The organism is Morganella sp. GD04133 (genome assembly GCF_029835375.1).
Taxonomy (GTDB): Bacteria; Pseudomonadota; Gammaproteobacteria; order Enterobacterales; family Enterobacteriaceae; genus Morganella; species Morganella morganii_B.
In genome coordinates this window covers 84,709-109,188 of the sequence record NZ_JAODZS010000003.1, presented here as the reverse complement: position 1 = coordinate 109,188, position 24,480 = coordinate 84,709, and the positions used below count along the sequence as shown (strand labels likewise).

Genomic DNA, 24,480 nt, shown 5'->3' with positions numbered 1-24,480 from the left:
TTTTAAATAAACCCGCAATCACACCCCATTTAAATTTAAAATAACAACCGTATTATTTAAACTATTATCTTTTCATTACAACACGATGTCTTTTTATGATAAAAAATACACTCAAATACACAAAAGGATACACAATGAAAAAGAATGGACTGTTACTTTCACTTTTAGTTTCATCTGCATTACCCTCTGCTCTGGCGCAGACAACAGATATCAGCATTGTAAATAACGCAGCAAAACTCAGTCATGGCGGGAATAAAAATATTATTACTGTTTCAGAAAAAGACAATTCAAATCTGGCACATATTAAATATAATAAATTCAATGTCGGCAGCGAAGGTGTGATTTTTAATAACCAGATCGGTGCTGATACGATTATCAACGAAGTTACATCCAAATCCGTATCTGAACTGAATGGTGAAATCCGTATCAAAGGCAAACAGGCTAAATACACGCTGATCAACCCTAACGGAATCGTTTGTGCCGGCGCATGCAGCTTCAGAAATATGACTTCAGTGAATCTGGTTACCGGAAAAATGATGCTTGCCGATGGCCGGGTTATCGGGCATTCTCCGGGTGATACAAAATTGATCATCAAAGATACCACAAAAAAAATTGCAAACCGTCTGATACTTAACAGCCAGCATATTGAAATCAGCAACAGCCATGTGAAGACAGACTATCTTCAGTTTTCTAATATGTTTAACCATATGAATGGCAGCCCGTTAAGAAACAGTATAACCCTTGATAAGCAATCAACAATAAAATCCAACAATATCAAACTTAATATTATCGATACCGATATTTCTAATTACGGTACTATCAAAGGTAATGTAAGCGGAATACTTCTTGTTTCAGATATCATTAATGAAGGGAAAATATCCGGAGATAACATCTCCTTTACTCTGCGTGATGCAGTTAATTTATCCGGAAAAGGTAAAATAAAATTTAAAAATGGTCACTCTTTTTAATTACTGTTTTGAATGATGCTCACGAAAGGAAAAACCTTTCACGGCAGTATTAAATTATCACACCGGTGAAGCCGCGACGACTTCACCGGTTCTGTTTTAACTGTCTTTCTTCACTTCATCCAGATTCACATCCACAACCCGCTCTTCCGGACGGATAATATTCACCAGACGAAATACCAGTGCCAGACCAATCCCGACAACCGTTGCCAGTGCCATTCCTTTCAGTTCGGCAGCACCGATATGAATGGTTGCACCGCTGACACCGATAATCAGGATAACCGCTGTCAGGATCAGGTTTTGCGGCTTATTGTAATCCACTTTGGAATCAATCAGCACACGGATACCGGATGCACCGATAACCCCGTACAACAGCAGTGATACCCCGCCCATCACCGGCACCGGGACAGCGGCAATCGCGGCAGCCAGTTTACCGACACAGGAGAGCAGAATCGCCAGTACCGCTGCCCCGCCGATAACCCAGGAGCTGTACACTTTGGTGATCGCCATGACACCGATGTTTTCACCGTACGTGGTGTTTGGTGTGGAGCCGAAGAAGCCGGACAGCACCGTCGAGAAGCCGTTGGCAAACATTGAACAGTGCAGACCCGGGTCTTTCATCAAATCACGTTTGACAATATTCGCGGTGACCACCAGGTGACCAACGTGCTCGGCAATCACCACCAGCGCAGCCGGTAAAATGGTCAGAATGGCGAACCACTCAAAACGGGGGGTGTAGAATGTCGGCAGTGCAAACCACGGTGCTTCACTTACCGGGGTTAAATCCACCGCGCCCATAAAAAAGGCCAGCGCATACCCGGTCAGCACCCCGATAAGGATCGGGATAATTGCCAGGAAACCGCGGAACACCACAGAACCGAGAATCGTCACCCCGAGTGTGGTCAGAGAGATAATCAGCGTGGTGCTGTCCGGTGTTGCGCCGTTCTCGAATTTCAGCCCGGCCATACCGGCAGCGGTACCGGCCAGCTCAAGACCGATGACCGCCACAATCGCCCCCATGGCCGCAGGCGGGAACAACACATTGATCCAGCCGCGTCCGGCGATTTTGACAATCCCCGCCACCAGCATAAATAACAGCCCGCAGATGATAAACCCGCCGAGAGCGAGTTCATAACCGAGCGGCAGTAAAATCAGCACCGGTGAGATAAAGGCAAAGCTGGAGCCCAGATACGCCGGGATTTTTCCTTTACAGATAAACAGATACAGCAGCGTCCCGATACCGTTAAATAACAGGATCGTGGCCGGGTTTACCTGAAACAGGATCGGCACCAGAACAGTGGCACCGAACATCGCAAACAGGTGCTGTAAACTTAACGGAATGGTGACCAGCAGTGGTGGGCGTTCATCGACTTCAATAACGCGGCGCGTCATCTTAAACCTCTTAATGATTACTCAGGGATATGCCAAAAAAAAGCCGACTTCTCAGTCGGCTCATTAACTTATTTCGTACCAAATATTTTATCACCCGCATCACCCAGGCCCGGTACAATGTAACCGTGTTCGTTGAGGTGATCGTCGATGGATGCGGTGTACAGCTCAACATCCGGATGGGCTTTTTCCAGCGCTTTCAGACCTTCCGGTGCCGCAACCAGCACGAGGATTTTAATCGCGGTGCAGCCTGCTTTTTTCAGCAGGTCAATAGTAGCGATCATCGAACCGCCGGTTGCCAGCATCGGGTCAACCACCAGCGCCATGCGCTCTTCTATATTAGAGGCTAATTTCTGGAAGTACGGTACCGGCTCCAGTGTTTCTTCATCACGGTAAACACCGACAACACTGATACGGGCACTCGGGATGCTTTCCAGTACACCGTTCATCATACCGATACCCGCACGCAGGATTGGCACAACGGTAATCTTTTTACCCTTGATTTGTTCAATTTCGACCGGACCACACCAGCCGTCAATTGTCACTTTCTCAGTTTCTAAGTCTGAAGTTGCTTCATAGGTCAGCAGGCTACCGACTTCTGAGGCCAGTTCACGAAAGCGTTTTGTGCTTATATCATGATCTCGCATCAGGCCAAGTTTGTGTTTAACGAGCGGGTGTTTTACCTCGACGACTTTCATGGGTTCTCCTACTGTGTAAGCCCTGGCGGACAAAAAAATCGCGAGATTATACCGCTTTTCTTTCGCAGCGCCACCCCGGATTTGTTGATTATAGTCAATTATCACGCTTTTCATGTTCGTTACATGAATAAGTGTGATCTGACGCATTTTGAAAAAAACCGGCGTAAATCCTCTCGCAAACGTTTGCGTGGCCTGTTAGAATAGCCGCGTTTTCGATACACCCACTTACTTGCAATCGCCGTTGGGGGCCGCAGTGACTGACAAAACTTCCCTGAGTTACAAAGATGCCGGTGTTGATATTGATGCCGGTAATGCCTTAGTTTCCCGTATTAAGCATGTTGTCAAAGAGACACGCCGTCCTGAAGTGATGGGCGGGCTGGGTGGTTTCGGTGCGCTGTGTGCGGTACCGCAGAAATATAAAGAGCCGGTGCTGGTTTCCGGCACTGACGGCGTCGGCACCAAGCTGCGCCTGGCGATGGATCTGGCGCGTCATGACACTATCGGTATCGACCTCGTCGCCATGTGTGTGAACGACCTGGTGGTCGCCGGTGCTGAGCCCCTCTTCTTCCTCGACTATTACGCGACCGGCAAACTGGATGTCGATACTGCCGCCCGTGTGGTCACCGGTATTGCCGAAGGCTGCAAACAGGCAGGTTGTGCGCTGGTCGGCGGTGAAACCGCTGAAATGCCGGGCATGTATCACGGTAATGATTATGACGTGGCCGGGTTCTGTGTCGGCGTGGCGGAAAAATCAGAAATCATCGACGGCAGCAAAGTCCGCGCCGGTGATGTGCTGATCGCTCTGGCATCCAGCGGCCCGCACTCCAACGGCTATTCTTTGATCCGCAAAATCCTGGAAGTCAGCAAAACTGACCCGGCAGTCACAGAGCTTGACGGCAAATCCCTGGCGGATCATCTGCTGGCACCGACCAAAATCTATGTTAAATCTGTGCTGAAACTGATCGAAAATACCGATGTTCACGCCATCGCTCACCTGACCGGCGGCGGTTTCCAGGAAAATATCCCGCGTGTATTACCGGCCTGTACTCAGGCACGGATTGATGCGTCATCCTGGCAGTGGCCGTCTGTCTTTAACTGGCTGCAAAAAGCCGGGAATGTGGAAGACTATGAAATGTACCGCACCTTTAACTGTGGTGTCGGTATGGTGATTGCGCTGCCGGCAGCATCTGTACCCGCCGCCCTCGCCCTGCTGACAGAAGCGGGTGAAAATGCATGGCTGATTGGTGATATCGCGGTGTGCCGCGAAGATGAACCGCAGGTCATCATCCGCTGATGAAAAAACGCCTTGTTGTCCTGATTTCCGGCAGCGGCAGTAATCTGCAGGCGTTGATTGACGCCTGCGATTCAAAAGCCCTCAATGCGGACATTGTCGCGGTTTTCAGTAATAAAGCAGACGCTTACGGGTTACTCCGCGCACAACAGGCCGGTATTCCCGCACTGGCGCTCAGCCCGGCGGAATTCTCTTCACGGGATGATTTTGATGCCGCATTGCAGGCGCAGATTGATGAATATCAGCCGGACTTAATGATTCTCGCCGGATATATGCGGATTCTGACACCGGCCTTTGTCCGCCATTACCACGGCAGAATGCTGAATATCCACCCGTCTCTGCTGCCGAAATATCCGGGCCTGCACACGCACCGCAAAGCGCTGGAAAACGGCGATGCCGAACACGGCACTTCCGTGCACTTCGTCACGGAAGAACTGGACGGTGGCCCGGTGATTTTGCAGGCACGCATTGCCGTTCTGCCGGATGACACCGAAGACACCCTCACCGCACGGATACAACAGGAAGAACACCGCATCTATCCGCAGGTGGTTAACTGGTTTGTGCAGGGGCGTCTGGCGCTGAAGGACGATGGTGTGTATCTGGACGGGAAATTACACTCTCACAATACTATCTGATACCCTGCGCCCGGTTTTTCCCGGGCGTTTTTTCATCACTACCGCAGTTTCGCCATATCATTAAGATACGCTTTGCGCTGCCCGGTATAATTCCACCATGGCTGTGCCGGTTGTCCGGCAAGAAAATCGGTCACTGACCAGAATACATCAATAACGCAGGGATCCTGACGGACACCGGTTACCGCGCAAAGCATTTCATACATAATCACCGGGTCTGAACCGGTAATATCCTGCGGCGTCTCATACCCCAGCAAACGCAGATCTTCCGCCATCGCTTCGCCGATATTCGGCAGGTCAGTAAGCGTATTAAGACGGGTGCGGCACACTTTTGTCGGGTTCATAGAAATATCCGGTATTTATTAATGGCATGCGTATTATCACATACTTTATCATCAGTCTGCCGCGACCGGTACCCAAATAACGGGTAATTGTTATAATTTTACACACGCCTCCCTGCAATGATGCCGAAAAGCGGATCCCCGGATAATTCCGTTTCTGTTATGTGTTACACTGTCTGATAAAATACAATGAATACCGAGGTGATTTATGTCCGGTGGTACTGCTGTTCCGCCTGTAAAACTGCGCCCGCTTGAGCGTGAAGATTTAGCATTTGTTCATCAGATGGATAATAACGCCAGCATTATGCGTTATTGGTTTGAGGAACCGTATGAAGCCTTTATTGAATTAAGTGATTTGTACGACAAGCATATTCACGATCAGTCAGAACGCCGCTTCATCGTGGAAAGTGACGGCACCAAAGTCGGGCTGGTGGAACTGGTGGAAATTAATCATGTACACCGCCGCGCTGAATTCCAGATCATTATCGCCCCGTCACATCAGGGTCACGGATTTGCCTCCCGCGCCGCCCGTCTGGCTATGGATTATGCGTTTTCTGTCCTCAACTTATATAAACTGTATCTGATTGTGGATGTGGAAAACGAAAAAGCGATCCACATTTATAAAAAGCTCGGCTTCCATACCGAAGGCCAGTTAATTGATGAGTTTTTCGTCAACGGGGAATACCGTACTGCCATCCGGATGTGTATTTTTCAGCCGGAATATCTGGTGATGAAAAATAAATCAGCGGATGCGGAAAGCTACGTTGAAAAAAATGCCCGCGTAAAGCAGAACCTGTAATGTTTTTTTAGTAAACTGTACCCTGTGTTTAACCCAGATTCAGCGTAACCCGTTCCGGAGTAACAATGTCCCAAGATAGGCTCTATATGGAAAAAGAACTCAGTTGGCTGTCGTTCAACGAACGGGTTCTTCAGGAGGCCGCCGACAAACGCAACCCGCTGATCGAACGCATGCGTTTTCTGGGCATTTACTCAAATAACCTGGATGAGTTTTATAAAGTCCGCTATGCGGATGTGAAACGCCGTATCCTGATTAATGAGGAACAGCGCGGTTCCGGCGCCAGTGCGCGCCATCTGCTGCGCAAAATTGAAACCAAAGTGGCAAAACAGGATCAGGCATTTGATACCCTGTATAACGACCTGCTGCTGGAAATGGCGCGTAATCAGATTTTCCTGATCAACGAGCGCCAGATTTCACCAAAACAGCAAATCTGGCTGCGGCAGTATTTCCGCCAGCATCTGCGCCAGCACATCACGCCGATTATGATCCAGACCAGTACCGATCTGGTTGAATTCCTCAAAGACGATTACACCTATCTGGTGGTGGAGATTGTCAAGTCCGGCCGTGAGACCCGCTATGCACTGCTGGAAATTCCGTCCGATAAAGTCCCGCGTTTTGTCAATCTGCCGACCGAAAACGGCCGCCGCCGCCAGTCGATGATCCTTATCGACAATATTCTGCGCTACTGTCTGGATGAAATCTTCAAGGGTTTCTTTGATTTCGATGCCCTCAACGCCTATTCCATGAAAATGACCCGCGATGCCGAATATGACCTCGCCACCGAAATGGAATCGGGCATGCTGGAGATGATGTCTTCGACCCTGAAACAGCGTCTGACCGCCGAGCCGGTCCGTTTTGTCTATCAGCGCGATATGCCGGATGAAATGGTGACGCTGCTGCGCGAAAAACTCGGCCTGACCAATGATGACTCGGTCATTGCCGGCGGGCGCTATCATAACTTCAAGGACTTCATCCGCTTCCCGAATGAAGGCAATAAGAATTTATTAAACAAACCGCTGCCGCGTCTGCGTCATGTCTGGTTTGATCATCACCGCAACGGCTTTGATGCTATCCGTGAGCGGGATGTACTGCTCTATTATCCGTATCACACCTTTGAGCATGTGCTGGAACTGCTGCGCCAGGCCTCCTTTGACCCGAGCGTGATTTCCATCAAGATGAATATCTACCGTGTCGCCAAGGACTCCCGCATTATCGATTCCATGATCCACGCGGCACACAACGGCAAAAAAGTCACCGTGGTGGTGGAGTTACAGGCGCGTTTTGATGAAGAAGCCAATATTCACTGGGCGCGGCACCTGACCGCTGCCGGGGTGCATGTTATTTTCTCCGCGCCGGGGCTGAAAATTCACGCCAAACTGTTTATTATCTCGCGGCTGGAAGACGGGGATGTGATCCGCCGTTATGCCCATATCGGTACGGGTAACTTCAACGAAAAAACCGCGCGTATCTACACGGATTACTCACTGCTGACCGCCAACGAAGAGATCACCAATGAAGTCCGGCGCGTATTCAACTTTATTGAAAACCCATACCGCCCGGTCTCTTTTGATAACCTGATGGTATCGCCGCAGAATTCACGGGCGATGCTGAATCAGCTGATTGATGATGAGATTGCCAATGCGCTGGCCGGGCATGACGCCGGGATCACGCTGAAAATCAACAATCTGGTGGATAAACAGCTGAGCGAACGTCTCTATGATGCTTCAGAAGCCGGGGTGAAAATCCGTCTGCTGGTGCGCGGTATGTGCGCGCTGGTGCCGGGACAGGCGCCGTACAGTGAAAATATCCAGGTAACCAGTATCGTTGACCGGTTCCTGGAGCATGACCGGGTGTATGTATTTACCAATAAAGGGGATGAAAAAGTCTATCTCTCCTCTGCGGACTGGATGACCCGCAATATCGATTACCGGATTGAAGTAGCGGTTCGTCTGCTCGATCCGGTGCTGCGCCGCCGGGTGCTCGATATTCTGGATATTCAGTTCAGTGATAATGAGAAGGCGCGTTATCTCGATAAAGAGATGTCCAACCATTATGTGCCACGCGGCAACAAGCGGAAAGTCCGCTCGCAGATGGCGGTTTATGACTATATTCGTTCCCTGGAACAACCGGATAATTAAAAGGCCCGTTCATGCCATTATCACTGATCACGGAAAAAGATCGTCCGCTGGAAATCGCAGCCATCGACCTCGGGTCAAACAGCTTTCATATGGTGATTGCCCGTATTGTCAACGGCGCACTCCAGGTTCTCAGCCGCCTGAAACAGCGGGTGTATCTGGCTGAAGGCTTAAATGATCAGAATGAGCTGAGTGAAGACGCCATGGAACGCGGGCTGGCCTGCCTGGCACTGTTTGCCGAGCGACTTCAGGGCTTTCCCGCCGCACAGGTCACGATTGTCGGGACACACAGTCTGCGTGAGGCGGTCAATGCGCACGAGTTTCTCGAACGCGCCGCGTCTGTTATCCCCTATCCGATTGAAATTATTTCCGGTCATGAGGAAGCACGCCTGATTTTTATGGGTGTTGAGCACACACAACCGGAAAAAGGCCGTAAACTGGTGATCGATATCGGCGGCGGCTCAACCGAGCTGGTGATCGGCGAACGTTTTGAGCCGATTTTAATTGAAAGCCGCCGTATGGGCTGCGTCAGTTTCAGCCGTCAGTTTTTTCCGGACGGTAAAATCACCGAAGCCAACTTTAACCGCGCCCGGCTGATGGCCGTTTCCAAACTGGAAAACCTGGCAATTGCTTTTCGGGTTCAGGGCTGGGATGTCTGCCTCGGCGCATCCGGTACCATCAAAGCGGCCTGTGAGATCCTGCGTGAACTGGGGGAACGGGACGGCATTATTACCCCTGTCCGCCTGGAAATGCTGGTCAAGCAGGTACTGCGTTATAAGCGGTTTGATGCCCTGAATTTACCGGGGCTGTCTGACGATCGCAAAAAAGTGTTTGTGCCGGGTCTGGCAATTCTGTGCGGTCTGTTTGACGCGCTGGACATTACCGAACTGCGCCTGTCTGCCGGTGCCCTGCGTGAAGGGGTGCTGTATGAGATGGAAGGCCGTTTCCGCCATCAGGACATCCGCCAGCGCACCGCACAAAGTCTGGTGGAACACTATAATGTGGACAACGCCCAGGTACTGCGTGTCCTCACCACCATGAAAAACCTGTACCGGCAATGGGCGGAGCAGAATCCGTCCCTGGTTGATCCGCAGCTGGAAGCGATTCTGGTCTGGGCGGTCTGGCTGCATGAGGTCGGGCTGAGCATCAACCTCTCCGGCCTGCACCGTCATTCGGCCTATATTCTGCAAAACACCAATTTACCGGGATTCACCCAGGAACAGCAGCTGCTGCTCGCCACACTGGTGCGTTACCACCGCAAAGCGGTAAAAAGTGACGATATCCCGAAATTCACACTGTTTAAACGAAAACAGGTCATCCCCCTGATACAGATCCTGCGCCTCGCGGTATTACTGAATAATCAGCGTCAGTCCACCACCAAACGCTCCTCACTGCGTCTGGAAACCCATGAGGGACACTGGACACTGTTTTTTCCGCGCCGCTATCTGACTATCAACACATTAATGCAGCTTGATCTGGAAAAAGAGCAGGCTTACTGGGATGATGTGCCCGGCTGGCACCTCGGTATAAAAGAAGAAGACGTCTAACAGGGAGAATCCCCGGCCAGTCTTATTTGTTTAAAAGTTTTATGTGTAAAGGAAAATCATGTCTGAACACACTTTCGCCATTGATAACTCATCACCGGTCAATCCGCACTCCCAGCGGCTGGCTCACATTCGTCAGCAGGTTTTGCCCCTGTTCCTCAACGACTCACAGTTTGTGGAAACCATTCTGGGCACCGCCGATGAACATGCCAGGCTCAGTGATGATGAACTGCATTCAAAATCGAAGTTAGTCAAAAATCTGCTGACTGACCTCCACGCCGCTGACCTTGCGGATATGCTGGAAGCGCTGCCCTATGATGAACGTCTCGCGCTCTGGCATCTGATTGATAACCACCAGCGCGGGGAAGTGCTGGTGGAAGCCTCTGTCTCCGTATGGGACAGCCTGATTAAAGATATGTCAGACAAAGAGCTGCTGCGCGCCGTTGCCACTCTGCATGTGGATGAGCAGGCGTATATCGCCGAGCACCTGCCGCGCGATACCATGCGCCGCCTGCTGACCTATCTGGAACCGAGTCTGCGTAACCGCATCCGTACGGTTCTTCAGTACCCGGCGGACAGTATCGGGCAGATGATGGACTTTGAGTTTGTCACCGTGCGCGGTAATGTCCCGCTGAAAACGGTTCAGCGTTTTCTGCGCTACCGCAGCAATATCCCGGAAGCCACCGATAAAATCTTTGTTATCGACAGCAATAATATTTTGCAGGGCGAGCTGCCGCTGACCACCATTCTCACCCAGTCACCGGACAAACTGGTCTCTGATGTGATGAAAACCGAGCCGGTCACCTTCCTGCCGGATGAAAAAGGCGAAGATGCCTCCGGTGCGTTCGAACGTTATGACTTAATCTCTGCCGCGGTTGTCGATAATAACGGGCGGCTGCTCGGGCGGCTCACCGTTGAGGATATCGTTGATAACCTGAATGAAGAGAGCGAAGAAAACATCCGCCGTATGGGGGGCTTAAGCCCGGAAGAGGATGTGTTTGCCCCGGTCGGTCAGGCGGTGAAAAACCGCTGGGCGTGGCTGGCGATTAACCTCTGTACCGCATTTGTCGCTTCCCGCGTGATTGGGGTGTTCGAGCATACCATTTCCCAGCTGGTTGCACTTGCCACCCTGATGCCGATTGTCGCCGGTATCGGCGGTAACACCGGTAACCAGACCATCACCATGATTGTCCGCGCTCTGGCGCTTCACCAGATCCAGAAAGGCAGTTTTTCCTTCCTGCTGCTGCGTGAGCTCGGCGTTGCCTTTATCAACGGTGTGGTCTGGGGCGGGATTATGGGGGTCGTCACGTACCTACTCTACGGCGATATCGCCATGGGTGCGGTGATGACGCTGGCTATGGTGCTTAACCTGCTGATGGCTGCCATCATGGGGGTGCTGATCCCGCTGACGATGATGAAACTCGGACGCGACCCGGCACTCGGTTCCAGTGTGATGATCACCGCGATCACCGATACCGGCGGATTTTTCATCTTTTTAGGTCTCGCCACCCTGTTCCTGGTCTGATTTTTGCTCAGATAATCTCAGCAGCCACGGAAAGAGAAGCTTTACTTCTGCTCTCCGTGGCTGTTTTAATCTCTTCCCGCTGAGTTTCCCCCTCTTGTCATTATCCCGCCGCAGAGGATTATGATGCCGGACTGACAATATCCGGTGAATATGATCACTTCTTTACTGCTGCTCTGAAATAATCATCATGCCGTTCACGTTTATTTATATTTATTTACTGCTGTTCATTCATAAGTATATTGATAAGCCTTATTCATATAATGGCATTAATCGTATTTTATAAACCCGTATTCCCGGTAAATAATAATAAGGGCTGAACATTTCATTATGCCGTTAATTATCTGTTCCGGTTTTCATAATATGCTGTCATTCCGTATTCCTTAACGTTATCATCCGTGACGCAAATCATATTTAGTTCAATAGTTCACCCTACAATATACAGTCAGAATATTCATCTTGTTTTAGCAGGTACTGTTTACAATATACGGAATTTCTTGCTATAACAAAGCATACCCTCCGGTAACAGATAATTTCCGTTTTTTATTTCCGGTTATCCCTGTGATAACTGGGATTGTGTTGCCGCCACCTCTCTTTTGGGAAACACAAATGAGAAAAAAAATGACACGACCCCCGTCATTGAATAAATGAGTAAATAAAAGGACATAATTATGACAACCGATACATCGCCATTAAGTCAGCCTCAGGCAAGGCCATTAAATAAAAACGATTATAAAACACTGGGATTATCCTCCCTCGGCGGCACGCTTGAATTCTATGATTTTGTCATATTTGTGTTTTTTACCGGTACGCTAACCCACCTGTTTTTCCCGGGTGATAACGAATTTATCGCCCAGATGAAAACGCTGGGAATTTTCGCCGCCGGTTATCTGGCGCGTCCGCTCGGCGGGATCATTATGGCGCATTTCGGCGATATTATCGGCCGCAAGCGCATGTTTACCCTGAGTATCTTCCTGATGGCAGTGCCGACACTGGTCATCGGTATGCTGCCGACCTACGAAAGCATCGGTGTGGCGGCACCTGTCCTGTTACTGCTGATGCGGATTTTACAGGGCGCGGCGATCGGTGGTGAGATGCCGGGCGCATGGGTATTTATCGCGGAGCACACACCGGAACAGCGCTACGGGCTGGGTGTCGGTACGCTGACCTCCGGGATCACCGGTGGTATTTTGCTGGGTTCGCTGGTCGCTATCGCAGTTCAGTCCTCGTATACTGCGGCTGAAGTCACTGCGTGGGCATGGCGTATTCCGTTTATCCTCGGTGGAGTGTTCGGGCTGATTTCCGTGTATCTGCGCCGTTTTTTACAGGAAACCCCGATCTTTAAAGAGATGGCCGCCCAACGGGCATTATCCGAAGAGATGCCGGTGAAAACGGTTCTGAAAAACCATAAAATGGCCTGTTTTGTGACTGCCGGGCTGACCTGGTCATTATCCACCGCTATCGTGGTGATCATTCTGATGACCCCGTCCGTTGTGGTGGAAAAGATGTACGGTATTGATCGCACATTGTCATTACAGGCAAACTGCGTGGCTACGCTGACCTTAACCCTCGGCTGTATTTTCTGGGGCTGGCTGGAAGATAAGATCGGCAGCCGTGTGACACTGGCCTTGTCCTGGGGCGGATTAGCGATCACCGCATTCCACTTCTACAGTGCGCTGTCACCGGATATCGCAGCGGCTTCACTGGTGATTAACTATGCAGTAATGGGCTTTTTTGTCGGCGCGATTGCCACCACGCCAATTATCAGTACGCGGGCATTTCCGCCGGCAATCCGTTTCTCCGGCTTGTCTTTTGCCTACAACATGGCTTACGCGGTATTCGGCGGCTTAACGCCGATGCTGACCGGCGCCTGGTTGCAGAAAAGTGCAATGGCACCGGCGTATTATGTGGCAGGTGTGTCCGTACTGGCGATTGTCATCGGCTTCTTACCGCTGGCACACAAAGGCTGGACAGCGCGTAAAGCTCAAAGTACGAAAACGGTCGCGGCACAGCCGTCTTAACGAAACCGATAAAACAGCAAGGGCGGATCAACATGATCCGCCCTTTTTCTTTCCGTCTTCTGAATCAGCGCCAGGCCGGGTTTTTTATCACCGAATATTTACCCGGACCAATAAAGGCCAGCGCAATACCGCTGATAAAGAAATACATCAGGCTTTCAATCGCCCACGCCCCTGTCGGATCCAGCATAAAGGTCTTATTCACACCTATCATCAGCCAGGCGACCACCATGGTAAAAGACACCAGCAATGCGGACGGCCGCGTCAGAATACCGAGAATAATAAAGACCGGAGCGACAATTTCCCCGAGATAAGTACCGTAAGCGATAAATTCCGGTAACCCGAAAGAAGCCAGCAACCCTTTTATCCCCGCTGCACCGGTGAGTAATTTACCGATACCGTGAAACAACATTAATCCGCCGACCGCCAGCCGCAGTAATAATTTCCCGGCATCGTCGTGTGATAACAGCCTGTTGATTACACCTGTCATAATATACCCCTGTTGAATGAGAATCTTACTCATTGTGAGTATACGCAGTGATACGCAAAGCGGTAGCGGCAACATTCCGTGACGGTGAAAACCGGAAAACGTCCTTTATTTTAATTGTTAAGAATATGCAGGCAAAAACAAAACCCAACGCTTTATATTTTCTTATAATATCTGGGTGTTATCTTTTTTAATGCTATCGCCCGGGTCTTATTTATCAGTTTCTTAACAAAAGCCATGCTGTTTCTGTCAAATTATCTGAAAATCATCATCAAAAATACTTACTCATTCAGGGATTGTTTCACCACTTTTTTTAAATTAACAATAAGCTGCTTTTTTTCATTCTGCCTGTCAGGCCGGTTCCTGAGTAATACTGGTTTATCTGATAAGGAGATATTATGAAAAAAAATATTATTGCAGGTTGTCTGCTCTCACTGTATTCCCTTTCCGTACCCGCGATCCCGGCGGGCAATGATACCACCACCAATCCGGATTTATATTATCTAAAAAATGAACAGGCTATCGACAGTCTGAAACTGTTACCGCCACCGCCGGAAGTCGGCAGTATTCAGTTTTTAAATGATCAGGCAATGTATGAAAAAACCCGGATACTACGTGATACGGAACGCGGAAAACAAGCTCATACTGATGCCGATCTGGCTGACGGCAGTGTAGCGACCGCATTTTCAGGGGCATTCGGGTATCCGATAACGAAAAAAGACTTACCGGAACTGTATAAACTGCTGACTAATATGATGGGAGATACGGGAGACCTGGCCACCCGCTCCGCCAAAGAGCATTACATGCGCATCCGGCCGTTTGTGTTTTACGGTACAGAAACCTGTAATACCAAAGATCAAAAAGTAATATCAACGAATGGATCTTATCCGTCCGGTCATACCTCTATCGGCTGGGCAACGGCACTGGTGCTGGCGGAAGTCAATCCGGCAAATCAGGATGCGATTCTGGAACGGGGTTATCAGTTCGGACAGAGCCGCGTGATTTGCGGCTATCATTGGCAGAGTGATGTGGATGCCGGGCGGATTGCCGGTTCAGCCGCTGTCGCGACATTACATTCCGACCCGGCATTTCAGGCACAGTTAGCGAAAGCCAAACAGGAATTTGCACAAAAAATCACAGAAATAAGCGGTGATATCTGATCAGGGCAGCGCAATATCTGCCCTGATATTCCCTGTTATTCCCACATCCAGCGGTCTTCCCGATCCCAGCCTTTTGTTTTCATGCAGCTGTAGAAATAGCGGTTGCGGCTGTCCTCATTCACATCCATCACATAACTTTCCGTTACCGGGGTCTGCTCTTTGTAGGTTTTGCTGTTACCGCAGTCATCATCCTTTTTGCAGCGTTTCTCCACATCCCGCATCACACTGCGCTGGGCAACTTCATTTTTAACCGGATAACGCTGGTGTGATTCCGGTTCACAGAAGGCATTTGCCTCTGCCCGTGTGTATTCGGATCCGCCCGGCACTTCCACCCAGACAGAAGAACAGCCGGAAAGCAGCAGCGCAGAGATAAGAATAAGCCTGTTTTTCATCATTATGGTGTTTATTATCAGTTCGTTAAGAATGCGTAATATTACTGCACATCATAAATTGAGTAAACCACACCGGTAATATTTCCTTAAGGGATGATAAAGCGACTGACATAAAGGCAGACTCCGCTGAAATCACATATATTTACCTGTATCAACGTTATTTTCACAATTCTTCCATTTTTACAATCAGATTTACCAGTACACTATCCCTATCATAATTCAGGCTGTTTTGCGCCCTTACGTGTACCCCGGCAGCACCGGGTAAAAAGGAATGATGAGTAATCCCAAAATGAATAATGTACAAAAGAGAAAGAAACGCACAGGCATTACGATTGCCGTTCTCCTTCTGGGCGCAGCCGGTTACGGCACCTATCATTACTTTCACTCTGCGGCACCGGCTACCCCGCCTGCTGCCGGCAAGCCGGGCGCTTCCGCAGGCAAAAACAGTAACCGTCCCGGCCGCCCGCCGCTGGCACCGGTACAGGTAGCCTACGCCGTTTCGGAGACCATTCCCCGCACCTTGTCAGCACTCGGTACCGTACAGGCAGCAAATTCCGTGACGGTAACCAGCCGCGTGGAAGGCCAGCTGATGCAGATCCATTTTGAGGAAGGACAGAAAGTGAATGCCGGTGATTTACTGTTCACTATCGATCCGCGTCCGTTTGAGATCCAGCTGGCCCAGGCACAGGGACAGCTCGCCAAAGATCAGGCCACGCTCGCCAATGCCCGCCGTGACCTGAGCCGCTATCAGAAACTCGCGGCCACTAATGTGATTTCACAACAGGAGCTGGATACCCAGCAGGCAACCGTCAAATCGGCAGAAGCCGGTATTAAGGTGGATCAGGCGGCTATCGACAGCGCGAAACTGCAACTGACCTACAGTCGTATCACCGCGCCTATCAGCGGAAAAATGGGTCTGCGTCAGGTGGATACCGGCAACTTTATTACTGCCGGAACCGCCATGCCGCTGGTGGTGATCAACCAGACCGCACCTGCCGATGTACTGTTTACCGTTCCGGAAAATGATATCCCGCTGATCCGCATGGCGCAGCACACCCTGCCGGCACTTACCGTCACCGCACTGAGCAAAGATAACAGCATCCGCCTGGCACAGGGCAAACTGCTGACACTGGATAACCAGATAGATGCCGCCACCGGCACAGTCAAAGCCAAAGCGCGGTTTACCAATGATGATGACCTGCTGTTCCCGAACCAGTTTGTCAATGTACTGCTGCAGGTCGGGCAGCTGGAAAATGCCGTGGTGATCCCGAATGCCGCACTGCAGATGGGCACCGAAGGCAACTATGTCTGGCTTCTGGAAGCCGGAAATAAAGTCCGCAAACAGATTGTGGATGTGGAATTACAGACCCCGGAGCGCGTGGTGATCAAAAGCGGCGTCAGCGCCGGTGATACCCTGGTGACTGACGGAATCGACCGCCTGACTGACGGCGCACAGGTGGACGTCGTGTCCGGTGAAAAAAAAGCCGCAGCCGGAGATAAGGCCTGATGTCCGGACATAATCCTGAAACCCGTGCAGGCGGCCCGTCCCGTCTGTTTATTCTGCGTCCGGTCGCCACCAGCCTGTTTATGCTGGCGATCCTGCTGGCAGGGATTGTCGGCTACCGCATGCTGCCGGTCTCGTCGCTGCCGGAAGTGGATTACCCGACTATCCGCGTCGTCACGCTCTATCCCGGCGCGAGTCCGGATGTGATGACCTCCGCCGTGACCGCACCGCTGGAGCGTCAGTTCGGGCAGATGTCCGGACTGAAACAGATGTCGTCGCAAAGCTCGGGCGGTGCCTCTGTGATTACCCTGATGTTCCAGCTCTCCCTGCCGCTTGATGTGGCGGTGCAGGAAGTGCAGGCATCCATCAACGCGGCAACCAATCTGCTGCCGAATGACCTGCCTTATCCGCCGATTTACAGCAAAGTGAACCCGGCAGATCCGCCGGTACTGACCCTTGCCGTCACCTCCGATGCCATGCCGATGACACGGTTACAGGACATGGTGGAAAACCGTATCGCCCAGAAAATCTCCCAGGTGGAAGGCGTCGGTCTGGTGACGCTGGCGGGCGGTCAGCGCCCTGCTGTGCGGGTGCAGTTAAATGCCAATGCTGTCGCCGCTTACGGGCTGGACAGTGAAACTATCCGCACCGCGATTAACAATGCCAACGTCAACTCCGCCAAAGGGAGCCTTGACGGCCCGGCGCGATCGGTAACGCTGTCCGCCAACGACCAGATGAAATCGGCGGAAGATTATCAGAACCTGATTGTCAGCTACAAAAACAATGCGCCAATCCGCCTGCGGGATGTGGCAACTGTGCAGGAAGGGCCGGAAAACACCCAACTGGGTGCCTGGGTTAATGATAAACAGGCCATTGTCATCAATGTGCAGCGCCAGCCCGGCGCGAACGTAATTGCCACCACCGATACCATCCGGGCTCTGATCCCGGAACTGGTGGAAACGCTGCCGGAATCCGTGACCGTAACGGTTCTGACTGACCGGACAGATGCAATCCGCGCCTCAGTCAAAGATGTGCAGTTTGAATTATTCTTAGCTATTGCGCTGGTGATCATGGTGATGTACCTGTTCCTGCGCAATATGGCTGCGACGCTGATCCCCGGCGTGGCGGTACCACTCTCGCTGGTCGGTACGTTCGCGGTGATGTATTTCTGCGGCTTTTCCGTCAATAATCTGACACTGATGGCGCTGACTATCGCCACCGGATTTGTGGTGGATGATGCAATTGTGGTGGTGGAAAACATCGCCCGCTATCTGGAAAAAGGCGACAAACCGCTGACCGCTGCCCTGAAAGGTGCCGGTGAGATTGGCTTTACCATTATCTCACTGACCTTCTCACTGATTGCCGTGTTAATCCCTCTGTTATTTATGGGGGATATTGTCGGTCGCCTGTTCCGTGAGTTTGCCATCACCCTTGCGGTGGCGATCCTGATTTCCGGTATCGTGTCACTGACACTGACACCGATGATGTGCGCCCGGTTCCTGAAACCGGAATCTGCTCACCGCCATAACCGCTTTAACCGCGCCACCGAACGCTTTTTTGAGCGGGTGATTGCCGGTTACGGTCGCTGGCTGACGTGGGTGCTGCGCCACCAATGGCTGACACTCGGCGTTGCGTTCAGTACCATGGCGCTCACCGTCATCCTCTATCTGTTTATTCCGAAAGGTTTTTTCCCGATCCAGGATAACGGACTGATTCAGGGAACGCTGGAAGCCCCGCAGTCCGTGTCGTTTCAGGCTATGAGTGAGAAACAACAGGCGATCAGCCGTCTGCTGGCGGATGACCCGGCGGTCGCCAATATCGCTGCCTTTGCCGGTATCGACGGCAGCAATGCCACACTGAACACCGGGCGTCTGCAAATCACCCTGAAACCGCTGTCTGAGCGGGCTGACCGCGCGGAAGCTATCATCACGCGGTTACAGGAAAAGGCCGATACCCTGCCCGGGGTGAAGCTGTATCTCCAGCCGTCTCAGGATCTGACTATCGATACCCAGACCTCCCGCACCCAGTATCAGTTTACCTTACAGGCGAATTCCCTTGAGGAACTGGATCTGTGGGTGCCGCGTCTGATGACAGAATTAGAGCGCAGTGATGCCCTGACCGACACCGGCAATGACTGGCAGAACAAAGGGCTGGTGGCTTATATCGATATTGACCGCGATACCGCATCACGGCTGGGGCTGACCATGACCAACATTGATAACGCACTGTATAATGCGTTCGGTCAGCGTCTGATCTCCACAATTTATACCCAGGCCAGCCAGTACCGCGTGGTGCTGGAAAATAACACCGCGCTGACACCGGGCGCGGATGCGCTCAGCAGTATCCGTCTGACCAACAAAGACGGCAATTCGGTGCCGTTGTCAGCCTTTGCCACTGTCTCGCAGCGCTTCGGGCCGCTGGCGATCAATCATCTGGCGCAGTTCCCGTCCGCCACTTTCTCCTTTAATATCCCGGCGGGCGGTTCGCTGGAAGCGGCTGTTAATGCAGTGAAATCAGCAGAGCAGCGTATCGGCCTGCCAAAAGATATCACCACCCAATTCCAGGGCGCGACTCTCGCCTTTGAAAATGCCCTGTCCAATACCCTGTGGCTGATCCTCGCCGCTGTGGTCGCAATGTATATTGTACTCGGCATTCTGTATGAAAGTTTTATTCACCCGATTACTATCCTCTCCACCCTGCCCACTGCCGGGGTCGGTGCCCTGCTGGCGCTGATGATGGCGGGCAATGAGCTGGATGTGATTGCGATTATCGGTATTATTCTGCTGATCGGGATTGTGAAGAAAAACGCCATTATGATGATTGACTTCGCCCTCGCCGCAGAACGCGAACAGGGGCTGTCGCCGTATGATGCGATCTATCAGGCGTGTCTTCTGCGTTTCCGCCCGATCCTGATGACCACCATGGCTGCGCTGTTTGGTGCGGTGCCGCTGATGCTCAGTACCGGGGTTGGTGCCGAGCTGCGCCAGCCACTGGGGGTCTGTATGGTCGGCGGGCTGATTATGAGCCAGATCCTGACCCTCTTTACCACCCCGGTGATTTACCTGCTGTTTGACCGCCTGTCTCACTGGCGCGATAACGCCCGGTTTACCCCGGAAAGTGACAACACAGGAGCCTCATCATGAGGCTGTTCGCCCTGTTTATCGCCCGCCCGGTGGCGACGACGCTGATAAGCCTCGCCATCACCCTGTGCGGGGCGATCAGCTTCCTGTTTCTGCCGGTGGCACCGCTGCCGCAGGTGGATTATCCGGTGATTAATGTCACGGCCTCACTGCCGGGTGCCTCGCCGGAAACCATGGCCTCCTCTGTCGCCACGCCGCTGGAGCGCTCACTCGGGCAGATAGCCGGGGTATCAGAAATGACATCCTCCAGCTCCCTCGGCAGTACCAGTATCACCCTGGAATTTGAGCTTAACCGCGATATCAACGGTGCCGCACGGGATGTGCAGGCGGCACTCAACGCCGCGCAGAACCTGCTGCCGTCCGGGATGCCGTCACGCCCCCGTTACTATAAATCCAACCCGTCCGATGCACCGATTATGATCCTGACGCTGACATCGGACACCCTCGATACCGGCAAACTCTATGATATCGCCTCCACCCGGCTGGCACAGCGCCTGTCGCAGATTGAAGGCGTGAGTGAGGTTTCAGTCGGCGGCGGCTCGCTGCCTGCTGTGCGTGTGGAGCTTAATCCGTCACAGCTGTTTAACCAGGGCGTTTCCCTCGACAGCGTGCGCAAAGTGATTACCGATGCCAACGTACTGCGTCCGCAGGGATCGCTGTCTGACAATGAACGCCGCTGGCAGATTGACAGTAACAGTGAACTGAAAACGGCGGAGGATTATCGTCCGCTGATTGTGCATTACAATGACGGCGCGGCGGTACGCCTGGCCGATGTTGCCACTGTGAAAGACTCGGTACAAAACGTCCGCGCTGCCGGAATGAGCAACGGCAAACCTGCGATCCTGCTGGTGATCCGCCGTGAAGCCGGTGCCAATATTATCGCCACCGTGGCCCGTATCCGCGAACAGCTGCCGGTATTACAGGATGCCATTCCCGCCAGTGTGGATTTGCAGGTCGCGCAGGATCGCACACCGACCATCCGCGCCTCACTGACCGAAGTGGAACGCGCACTGACCATTGCGGTGGGGCTGGTGATCCTGGTGGTATTCCTGTTTCTGCGCTCCGGACGCGCCACCATTATCCCGGCGCTGGCCGTGCCTGTCTCCCTTATCGGTACCTTCAGTGCCATGTATCTGTGTGGCTTCAGCCTCAATAACCTGTCATTGATGGCCCTGACCGTCGCCACCGGCTTTGTGGTGGATGACGCGATTGTGGTGCTGGAAAATATCGCCCGTCATATTGAAAACGGACTGAAACCGAAAGAAGCCGCCCTCAAAGGGGTCAGCGAAGTCGGTTTTACCGTGCTTTCCATGAGCATCTCCCTGGTGGCGGTGTTTATCCCGCTGCTGCTGATGGATGGCCTGGTCGGGCGGTTGTTCCGCGAATTTGCCATCACCCTGACCACCGCCATTGCTATCTCGCTGGTGATCTCCCTGACACTCACTCCGATGCTCTGCGCACATCTGCTGAAAAATCGTGCGGCACCGGCACGGGAGCGCAAACGCGGCGCGGGCCGGATCCTGTTCCGCATCCAGCAATGGTACGGGCGCAGCCTGACCGTGGTACTGGCACACAGCCGCTGGGTGCTGCTGATTTTCACCGGCACCATTGCTCTCGCGGTCTGGCTCTATATCTCTGTACCAAAAACCTTTTTCCCGGATCAGGATACCGGGCGACTGCTGGGTTTTGTCCGTGCTGACCAGAGCATTTCGTTCCAGTCGATGGAGCAGAAAATGCGCACCTTTATGCAGCGCATTCACAGTGATAAAGATGTTGCCAGTGTCACCGGCTTTACCGGCGGCGGGCGGGTAAACAGCGGGTTTATGTTTATCTCACTCAATCCGCTGGATGAGCGGACAGACAGCGCCCAGGATGTGATCAACCGGCTGCGTATCACCCTCGCGGATGAACCGGGTGCCAATCTGTTCCTGATCCCGGTACAGGATGTGCGGGCAGGCGGGCGTCAGTCTAACTCCAGTTATCAGTATTCCCTGCTGGCGGATGATTTATCCCTGCTGCGCGAATGGGAGCCGAAAATCCGCAAAGCCCTCGGCGAACTGCCGCAGCTGACCGATGTCAACTCGGATAAAGAAGATAAAGGCGCGGAAATGGCGCTGACCTATGATCGTGATGTGATGGCGCAGCTCGGGATCAGTGTTAATGATGCCAATAACCTGCTGAATAACGCCTTCGGTCAGCGGCAGATCTCCACCATTTATGAACCGCTGAACCAGTATAAAGTAGTGATGGAAGTCGCGCCGCAATATACACAGGATGTCAGCGCGCTGGACAAAATGTTTGTCATCAATAAAGAGGGACAACCGGTTCCGCTGGCGTATTTCGCACAATGGCGTCCGGCGAATGCACCGCTGAGTGTTAACCATCAGGGATTGTCAGCGGCCTCAACGATCGGCTTTAATGTGGCGGAAGGCTATTCCCTGTCAGATGCCGTGGCGGCGGTAGAGCGCACCATGGTGGAGCTGGGTGTGCCGTCCGGGGTGCGCGGTACCTTTGCCGGAACCGCACAGCTGTTCCGGGAGACATTACAGTCTCAGGTGCTGCTGATTATCGCTGCCATTATCACGGTGTATCTGGTGCTCGGCATGCTGTATGAGAGCTTTATTCATCCGCTGACCATCTTATCCACCCTGCCCTCCGCGGGGGTCGGCGCACTGCTGGCGCTGCGCTTCTTTGATACGCCGTTCAGCCTGATCGCGCTGATAGGAATAATGCTGTTGATCGGGATTGTGAAGAAAAATGCCATTATTATGGTGGACTTCGCCATTGCCGCCCAGCGCGGCGGGCAGAGTGCGCGGGATGCGATTTTCCAGGCCTGTCTGCTGCGCTTCCGTCCGATCCTGATGACCACGCTGGCCGCGCTGTTCGGTGCGCTGCCGCTGGCACTCGGCAGCGGAGACGGCGCGGAACTGCGCCAGCCGCTCGGAATAACCGTGGTCGGCGGGTTGCTGGTCAGTCAGATCCTGACACTCTATACCACGCCGGTGATTTACCTGTTCTTTGACCGGCTGCGCCGCAAAAAAACCGGTGGATCCGCCGGACAATCCGTTCTCAGTACGGAGGAAAATGCATGAAAACCGGCATAGGCCACAAACTGTTTCTTGCCATTTTTGCCACCTGTATGCTGGTGGTGCTGACGATGCATCTGGCTATCCGTTTCAGTTTTGAACAGGGCTTTCTCGGCTATCTTCAGCGCTCCGCCGAAGACCGGACGGAGATGATCGCCGATGTTGTCGCTGAACAATATGCCGATTACGGCAGCTGGTATTTTCTGCGCAATAATCAGCGCGGTTTTATGCAGGCACTGCGGGCGCTGGATACCGACCGCCATATGCAGCATATGGAACGTGGCTGGAAAATGCGCTTCTGGCTGCTGGATGAGGATGATCGCCGTCTGTTCGGGCACGGCCCGGTGCCGAAAGGGGAACTCTACCGTAAGCCGGTAAAATATAACGGTAATACCGTCGGCTGGGTGGTCATGCCGGCAGATGACAAGATCAACCGGGCAGCCGACCAAAGCTTTTCACATCAGCAGGCACGTACCAGCTGGATAGTCTCGGCGCTGGTTCTGCTGGTCACCCTGGTGGTCACCTGGCTGCTGACGCGCGGCTTCCTGCGTCCGGTCAAACGGCTGGCGGAAGGCACACACCAGCTGGCAGCAGGTAACTTCAGCAGCCGTGTGCCGGTTCACGGCAAAGATGAAATTGCCCGGCTGGCTGATGATTTTAATCAGCTCGCCTCCACGCTGGAAAAAAACGAGCTGATGCGCCGCGATTATATGGCGGATGTCTCACACGAGCTGCGTACCCCGCTGGCGGTGTTACAGGGTGAACTTGAAGCCCTTCAGGACGGAATACGTCAGCCGACACCGGAAACACTGGCGTCTTTGCTGGCGGAAGTGCAGACGCTGACAAAACTGGTCAGTGACCTGCATCAGCTTTCATTATCTGATCGCGGCTCACTCTCTTACCGCAAAGAATTATGTAACCTGACCGATGTGATCAATCGTTCCATCGGCGTATTCCGCCACCGGCTACAGGAAAAAAATATCGCTGTTACGGCAGAACTGCCGGACACTCTGATGGTTTTCGGGGATGACGCGCGGCTCGGTCAGCTGTTCCATAATCTGCTGGAAAACAGCCTGCGCTATACCGACAGCGGCGGACAGATTGTAGTACGCGGGCAGCAGGATGAAACACAGATCCGAATTGACTGGTCAGACAGTGCGCCGGGGCTGACCGACGCACAGTTTTCACAGATTTTTGAACGTTTCTACCGCAGCGAATCCTCCCGCAACCGGGCCAGCGGCGGATCCGGACTCGGCCTTGCTATTTGTGATAAAATCGCGGAAGCACATCACGGGCAGATAAGTGCATCAGCGTCCCCGCTCGGCGGCGTGACCATCACCCTGATCCTGCCCCGCCTGACTGACAGGAGTTGACTGC

Annotated in this window: 18 protein-coding genes; 13 read left to right on the top strand and 5 right to left on the bottom strand. The window is 52.5% G+C overall.

The genetic code is table 11. The features are described from left to right. Nucleotides 1–134: 134 nt before the first annotated feature. A complete protein-coding gene (locus N7387_RS02105) occupies nt 135–968 on the top strand; it encodes a filamentous hemagglutinin N-terminal domain-containing protein (protein WP_279796462.1) in 834 nt (277 codons plus the stop codon). Nucleotides 969–1,064: 96 nt separating this feature from the next. Here N7387_RS02105 and uraA read toward each other — a convergent pair whose 3' ends face one another. Both uraA and upp read right to left on the bottom strand, forming a co-directional pair. Then, the gene (uraA, locus tag N7387_RS02100; RefSeq protein ID WP_279796460.1) at nt 1,065–2,357 is read right to left on the bottom strand and encodes a uracil permease; all 1,293 of its coding nucleotides are present in this window, start codon (nt 2,355–2,357) and stop codon (nt 1,065–1,067) included. Between the two features lie 68 nt (nt 2,358–2,425). Beyond that, on the bottom strand, nt 2,426–3,052 hold the full coding sequence (gene upp, locus N7387_RS02095; protein WP_004235255.1) for a uracil phosphoribosyltransferase: 627 nt from the start codon (nt 3,050–3,052) through the stop codon (nt 2,426–2,428). A 253-nt stretch (nt 3,053–3,305) separates the two neighbouring features. On the opposite strand from upp, the gene purM reads away from it, so the two are divergent. Together purM and purN are read left to right on the top strand one after the other, a co-directional pair. Beyond that, entirely contained in the window at nt 3,306–4,346 is a 1,041-nt protein-coding gene (purM, locus tag N7387_RS02090; protein WP_279796456.1) for a phosphoribosylformylglycinamidine cyclo-ligase, read from the top strand. Continuing rightward, nucleotides 4,346–4,978: a phosphoribosylglycinamide formyltransferase gene (purN, locus tag N7387_RS02085; protein ID WP_262859369.1), complete on the top strand. Its 633-nt coding sequence runs from the start codon at nt 4,346–4,348 to the stop codon at nt 4,976–4,978. The genes purM and purN overlap by 1 nt, the downstream gene beginning before the upstream one ends. A gap of 38 nt (nt 4,979–5,016) precedes the next feature. Here purN and N7387_RS02080 read toward each other — a convergent pair whose 3' ends face one another. Next, a complete protein-coding gene (locus N7387_RS02080) occupies nt 5,017–5,319 on the bottom strand; it encodes a helix-hairpin-helix domain-containing protein (protein ID WP_046893265.1) in 303 nt (100 codons plus the stop codon). 205 nt (nt 5,320–5,524) lie between these two features. Between N7387_RS02080 and speG the strand changes: the two genes are divergently transcribed. The 5 genes from speG to N7387_RS02055 all read left to right on the top strand — a co-directional run bounded on the left by speG (nt 5,525) and on the right by N7387_RS02055 (nt 13,337). Beyond that, nucleotides 5,525–6,115, top strand: coding sequence for a spermidine N1-acetyltransferase (gene speG / locus N7387_RS02075; RefSeq protein WP_024473313.1), 591 nt, complete (start codon nt 5,525–5,527; stop codon nt 6,113–6,115). Nucleotides 6,116–6,180: 65 nt separating this feature from the next. After that, nucleotides 6,181–8,253 carry a polyphosphate kinase 1 gene (ppk1, locus tag N7387_RS02070; RefSeq protein ID WP_279796454.1) on the top strand — a complete coding sequence of 691 codons (2,073 nt, stop codon included), beginning with the start codon at nt 6,181–6,183 and terminating at the stop codon, nt 8,251–8,253. Nucleotides 8,254–8,264: 11 nt separating this feature from the next. Beyond that, nucleotides 8,265–9,797 (top strand): exopolyphosphatase, encoded by a 1,533-nt coding sequence (ppx, locus tag N7387_RS02065; protein WP_279796452.1) that lies wholly within the window; start codon nt 8,265–8,267, stop codon nt 9,795–9,797. 58 nt (nt 9,798–9,855) lie between these two features. After that, nucleotides 9,856–11,319 carry a magnesium transporter gene (gene mgtE / locus N7387_RS02060; protein WP_025154840.1) on the top strand — a complete coding sequence of 488 codons (1,464 nt, stop codon included), beginning with the start codon at nt 9,856–9,858 and terminating at the stop codon, nt 11,317–11,319. Nucleotides 11,320–11,987: 668 nt separating this feature from the next. Further along, nucleotides 11,988–13,337: an MFS transporter gene (locus tag N7387_RS02055; RefSeq protein ID WP_262859372.1), complete on the top strand. Its 1,350-nt coding sequence runs from the start codon at nt 11,988–11,990 to the stop codon at nt 13,335–13,337. Nucleotides 13,338–13,401: 64 nt separating this feature from the next. Here N7387_RS02055 and N7387_RS02050 read toward each other — a convergent pair whose 3' ends face one another. Further along, nucleotides 13,402–13,824 carry a DoxX family protein gene (locus tag N7387_RS02050; protein WP_025154842.1) on the bottom strand — a complete coding sequence of 141 codons (423 nt, stop codon included), beginning with the start codon at nt 13,822–13,824 and terminating at the stop codon, nt 13,402–13,404. 395 nt (nt 13,825–14,219) lie between these two features. On the opposite strand from N7387_RS02050, the gene phoC reads away from it, so the two are divergent. After that, the gene (gene phoC, locus N7387_RS02045) at nt 14,220–14,981 is read left to right on the top strand and encodes an acid phosphatase PhoC (protein ID WP_279796446.1); all 762 of its coding nucleotides are present in this window, start codon (nt 14,220–14,222) and stop codon (nt 14,979–14,981) included. 35 nt (nt 14,982–15,016) lie between these two features. On the opposite strand, the gene N7387_RS02040 is transcribed toward phoC, so the two are convergent. Next, entirely contained in the window at nt 15,017–15,376 is a 360-nt protein-coding gene (locus tag N7387_RS02040) for a hypothetical protein (protein ID WP_262881961.1), read from the bottom strand. A 286-nt stretch (nt 15,377–15,662) separates the two neighbouring features. Between N7387_RS02040 and N7387_RS02035 the strand changes: the two genes are divergently transcribed. From N7387_RS02035 to baeS, 4 genes are read left to right on the top strand one after another with little or no spacing between them, the layout of a single operon-like run. Beyond that, complete coding sequence (locus N7387_RS02035; protein WP_262859375.1) at nt 15,663–16,880, top strand: MdtA/MuxA family multidrug efflux RND transporter periplasmic adaptor subunit; 1,218 nt, start codon at nt 15,663–15,665, stop codon at nt 16,878–16,880. After that, nucleotides 16,880–20,020 carry an MdtB/MuxB family multidrug efflux RND transporter permease subunit gene (locus N7387_RS02030; protein ID WP_279796440.1) on the top strand — a complete coding sequence of 1,047 codons (3,141 nt, stop codon included), beginning with the start codon at nt 16,880–16,882 and terminating at the stop codon, nt 20,018–20,020. Before N7387_RS02035 ends, N7387_RS02030 begins: the two co-directional genes overlap by 1 nt. Further along, entirely contained in the window at nt 20,017–23,109 is a 3,093-nt protein-coding gene (gene mdtC, locus N7387_RS02025) for a multidrug efflux RND transporter permease subunit MdtC (RefSeq protein WP_279796439.1), read from the top strand. The genes N7387_RS02030 and mdtC overlap by 4 nt, the downstream gene beginning before the upstream one ends. Continuing rightward, a complete protein-coding gene (baeS, locus tag N7387_RS02020) occupies nt 23,106–24,476 on the top strand; it encodes a two-component system sensor histidine kinase BaeS (protein WP_279796438.1) in 1,371 nt (456 codons plus the stop codon). Before mdtC ends, baeS begins: the two co-directional genes overlap by 4 nt. The last annotated feature ends 4 nt before the right edge of the window (nt 24,477–24,480 follow it).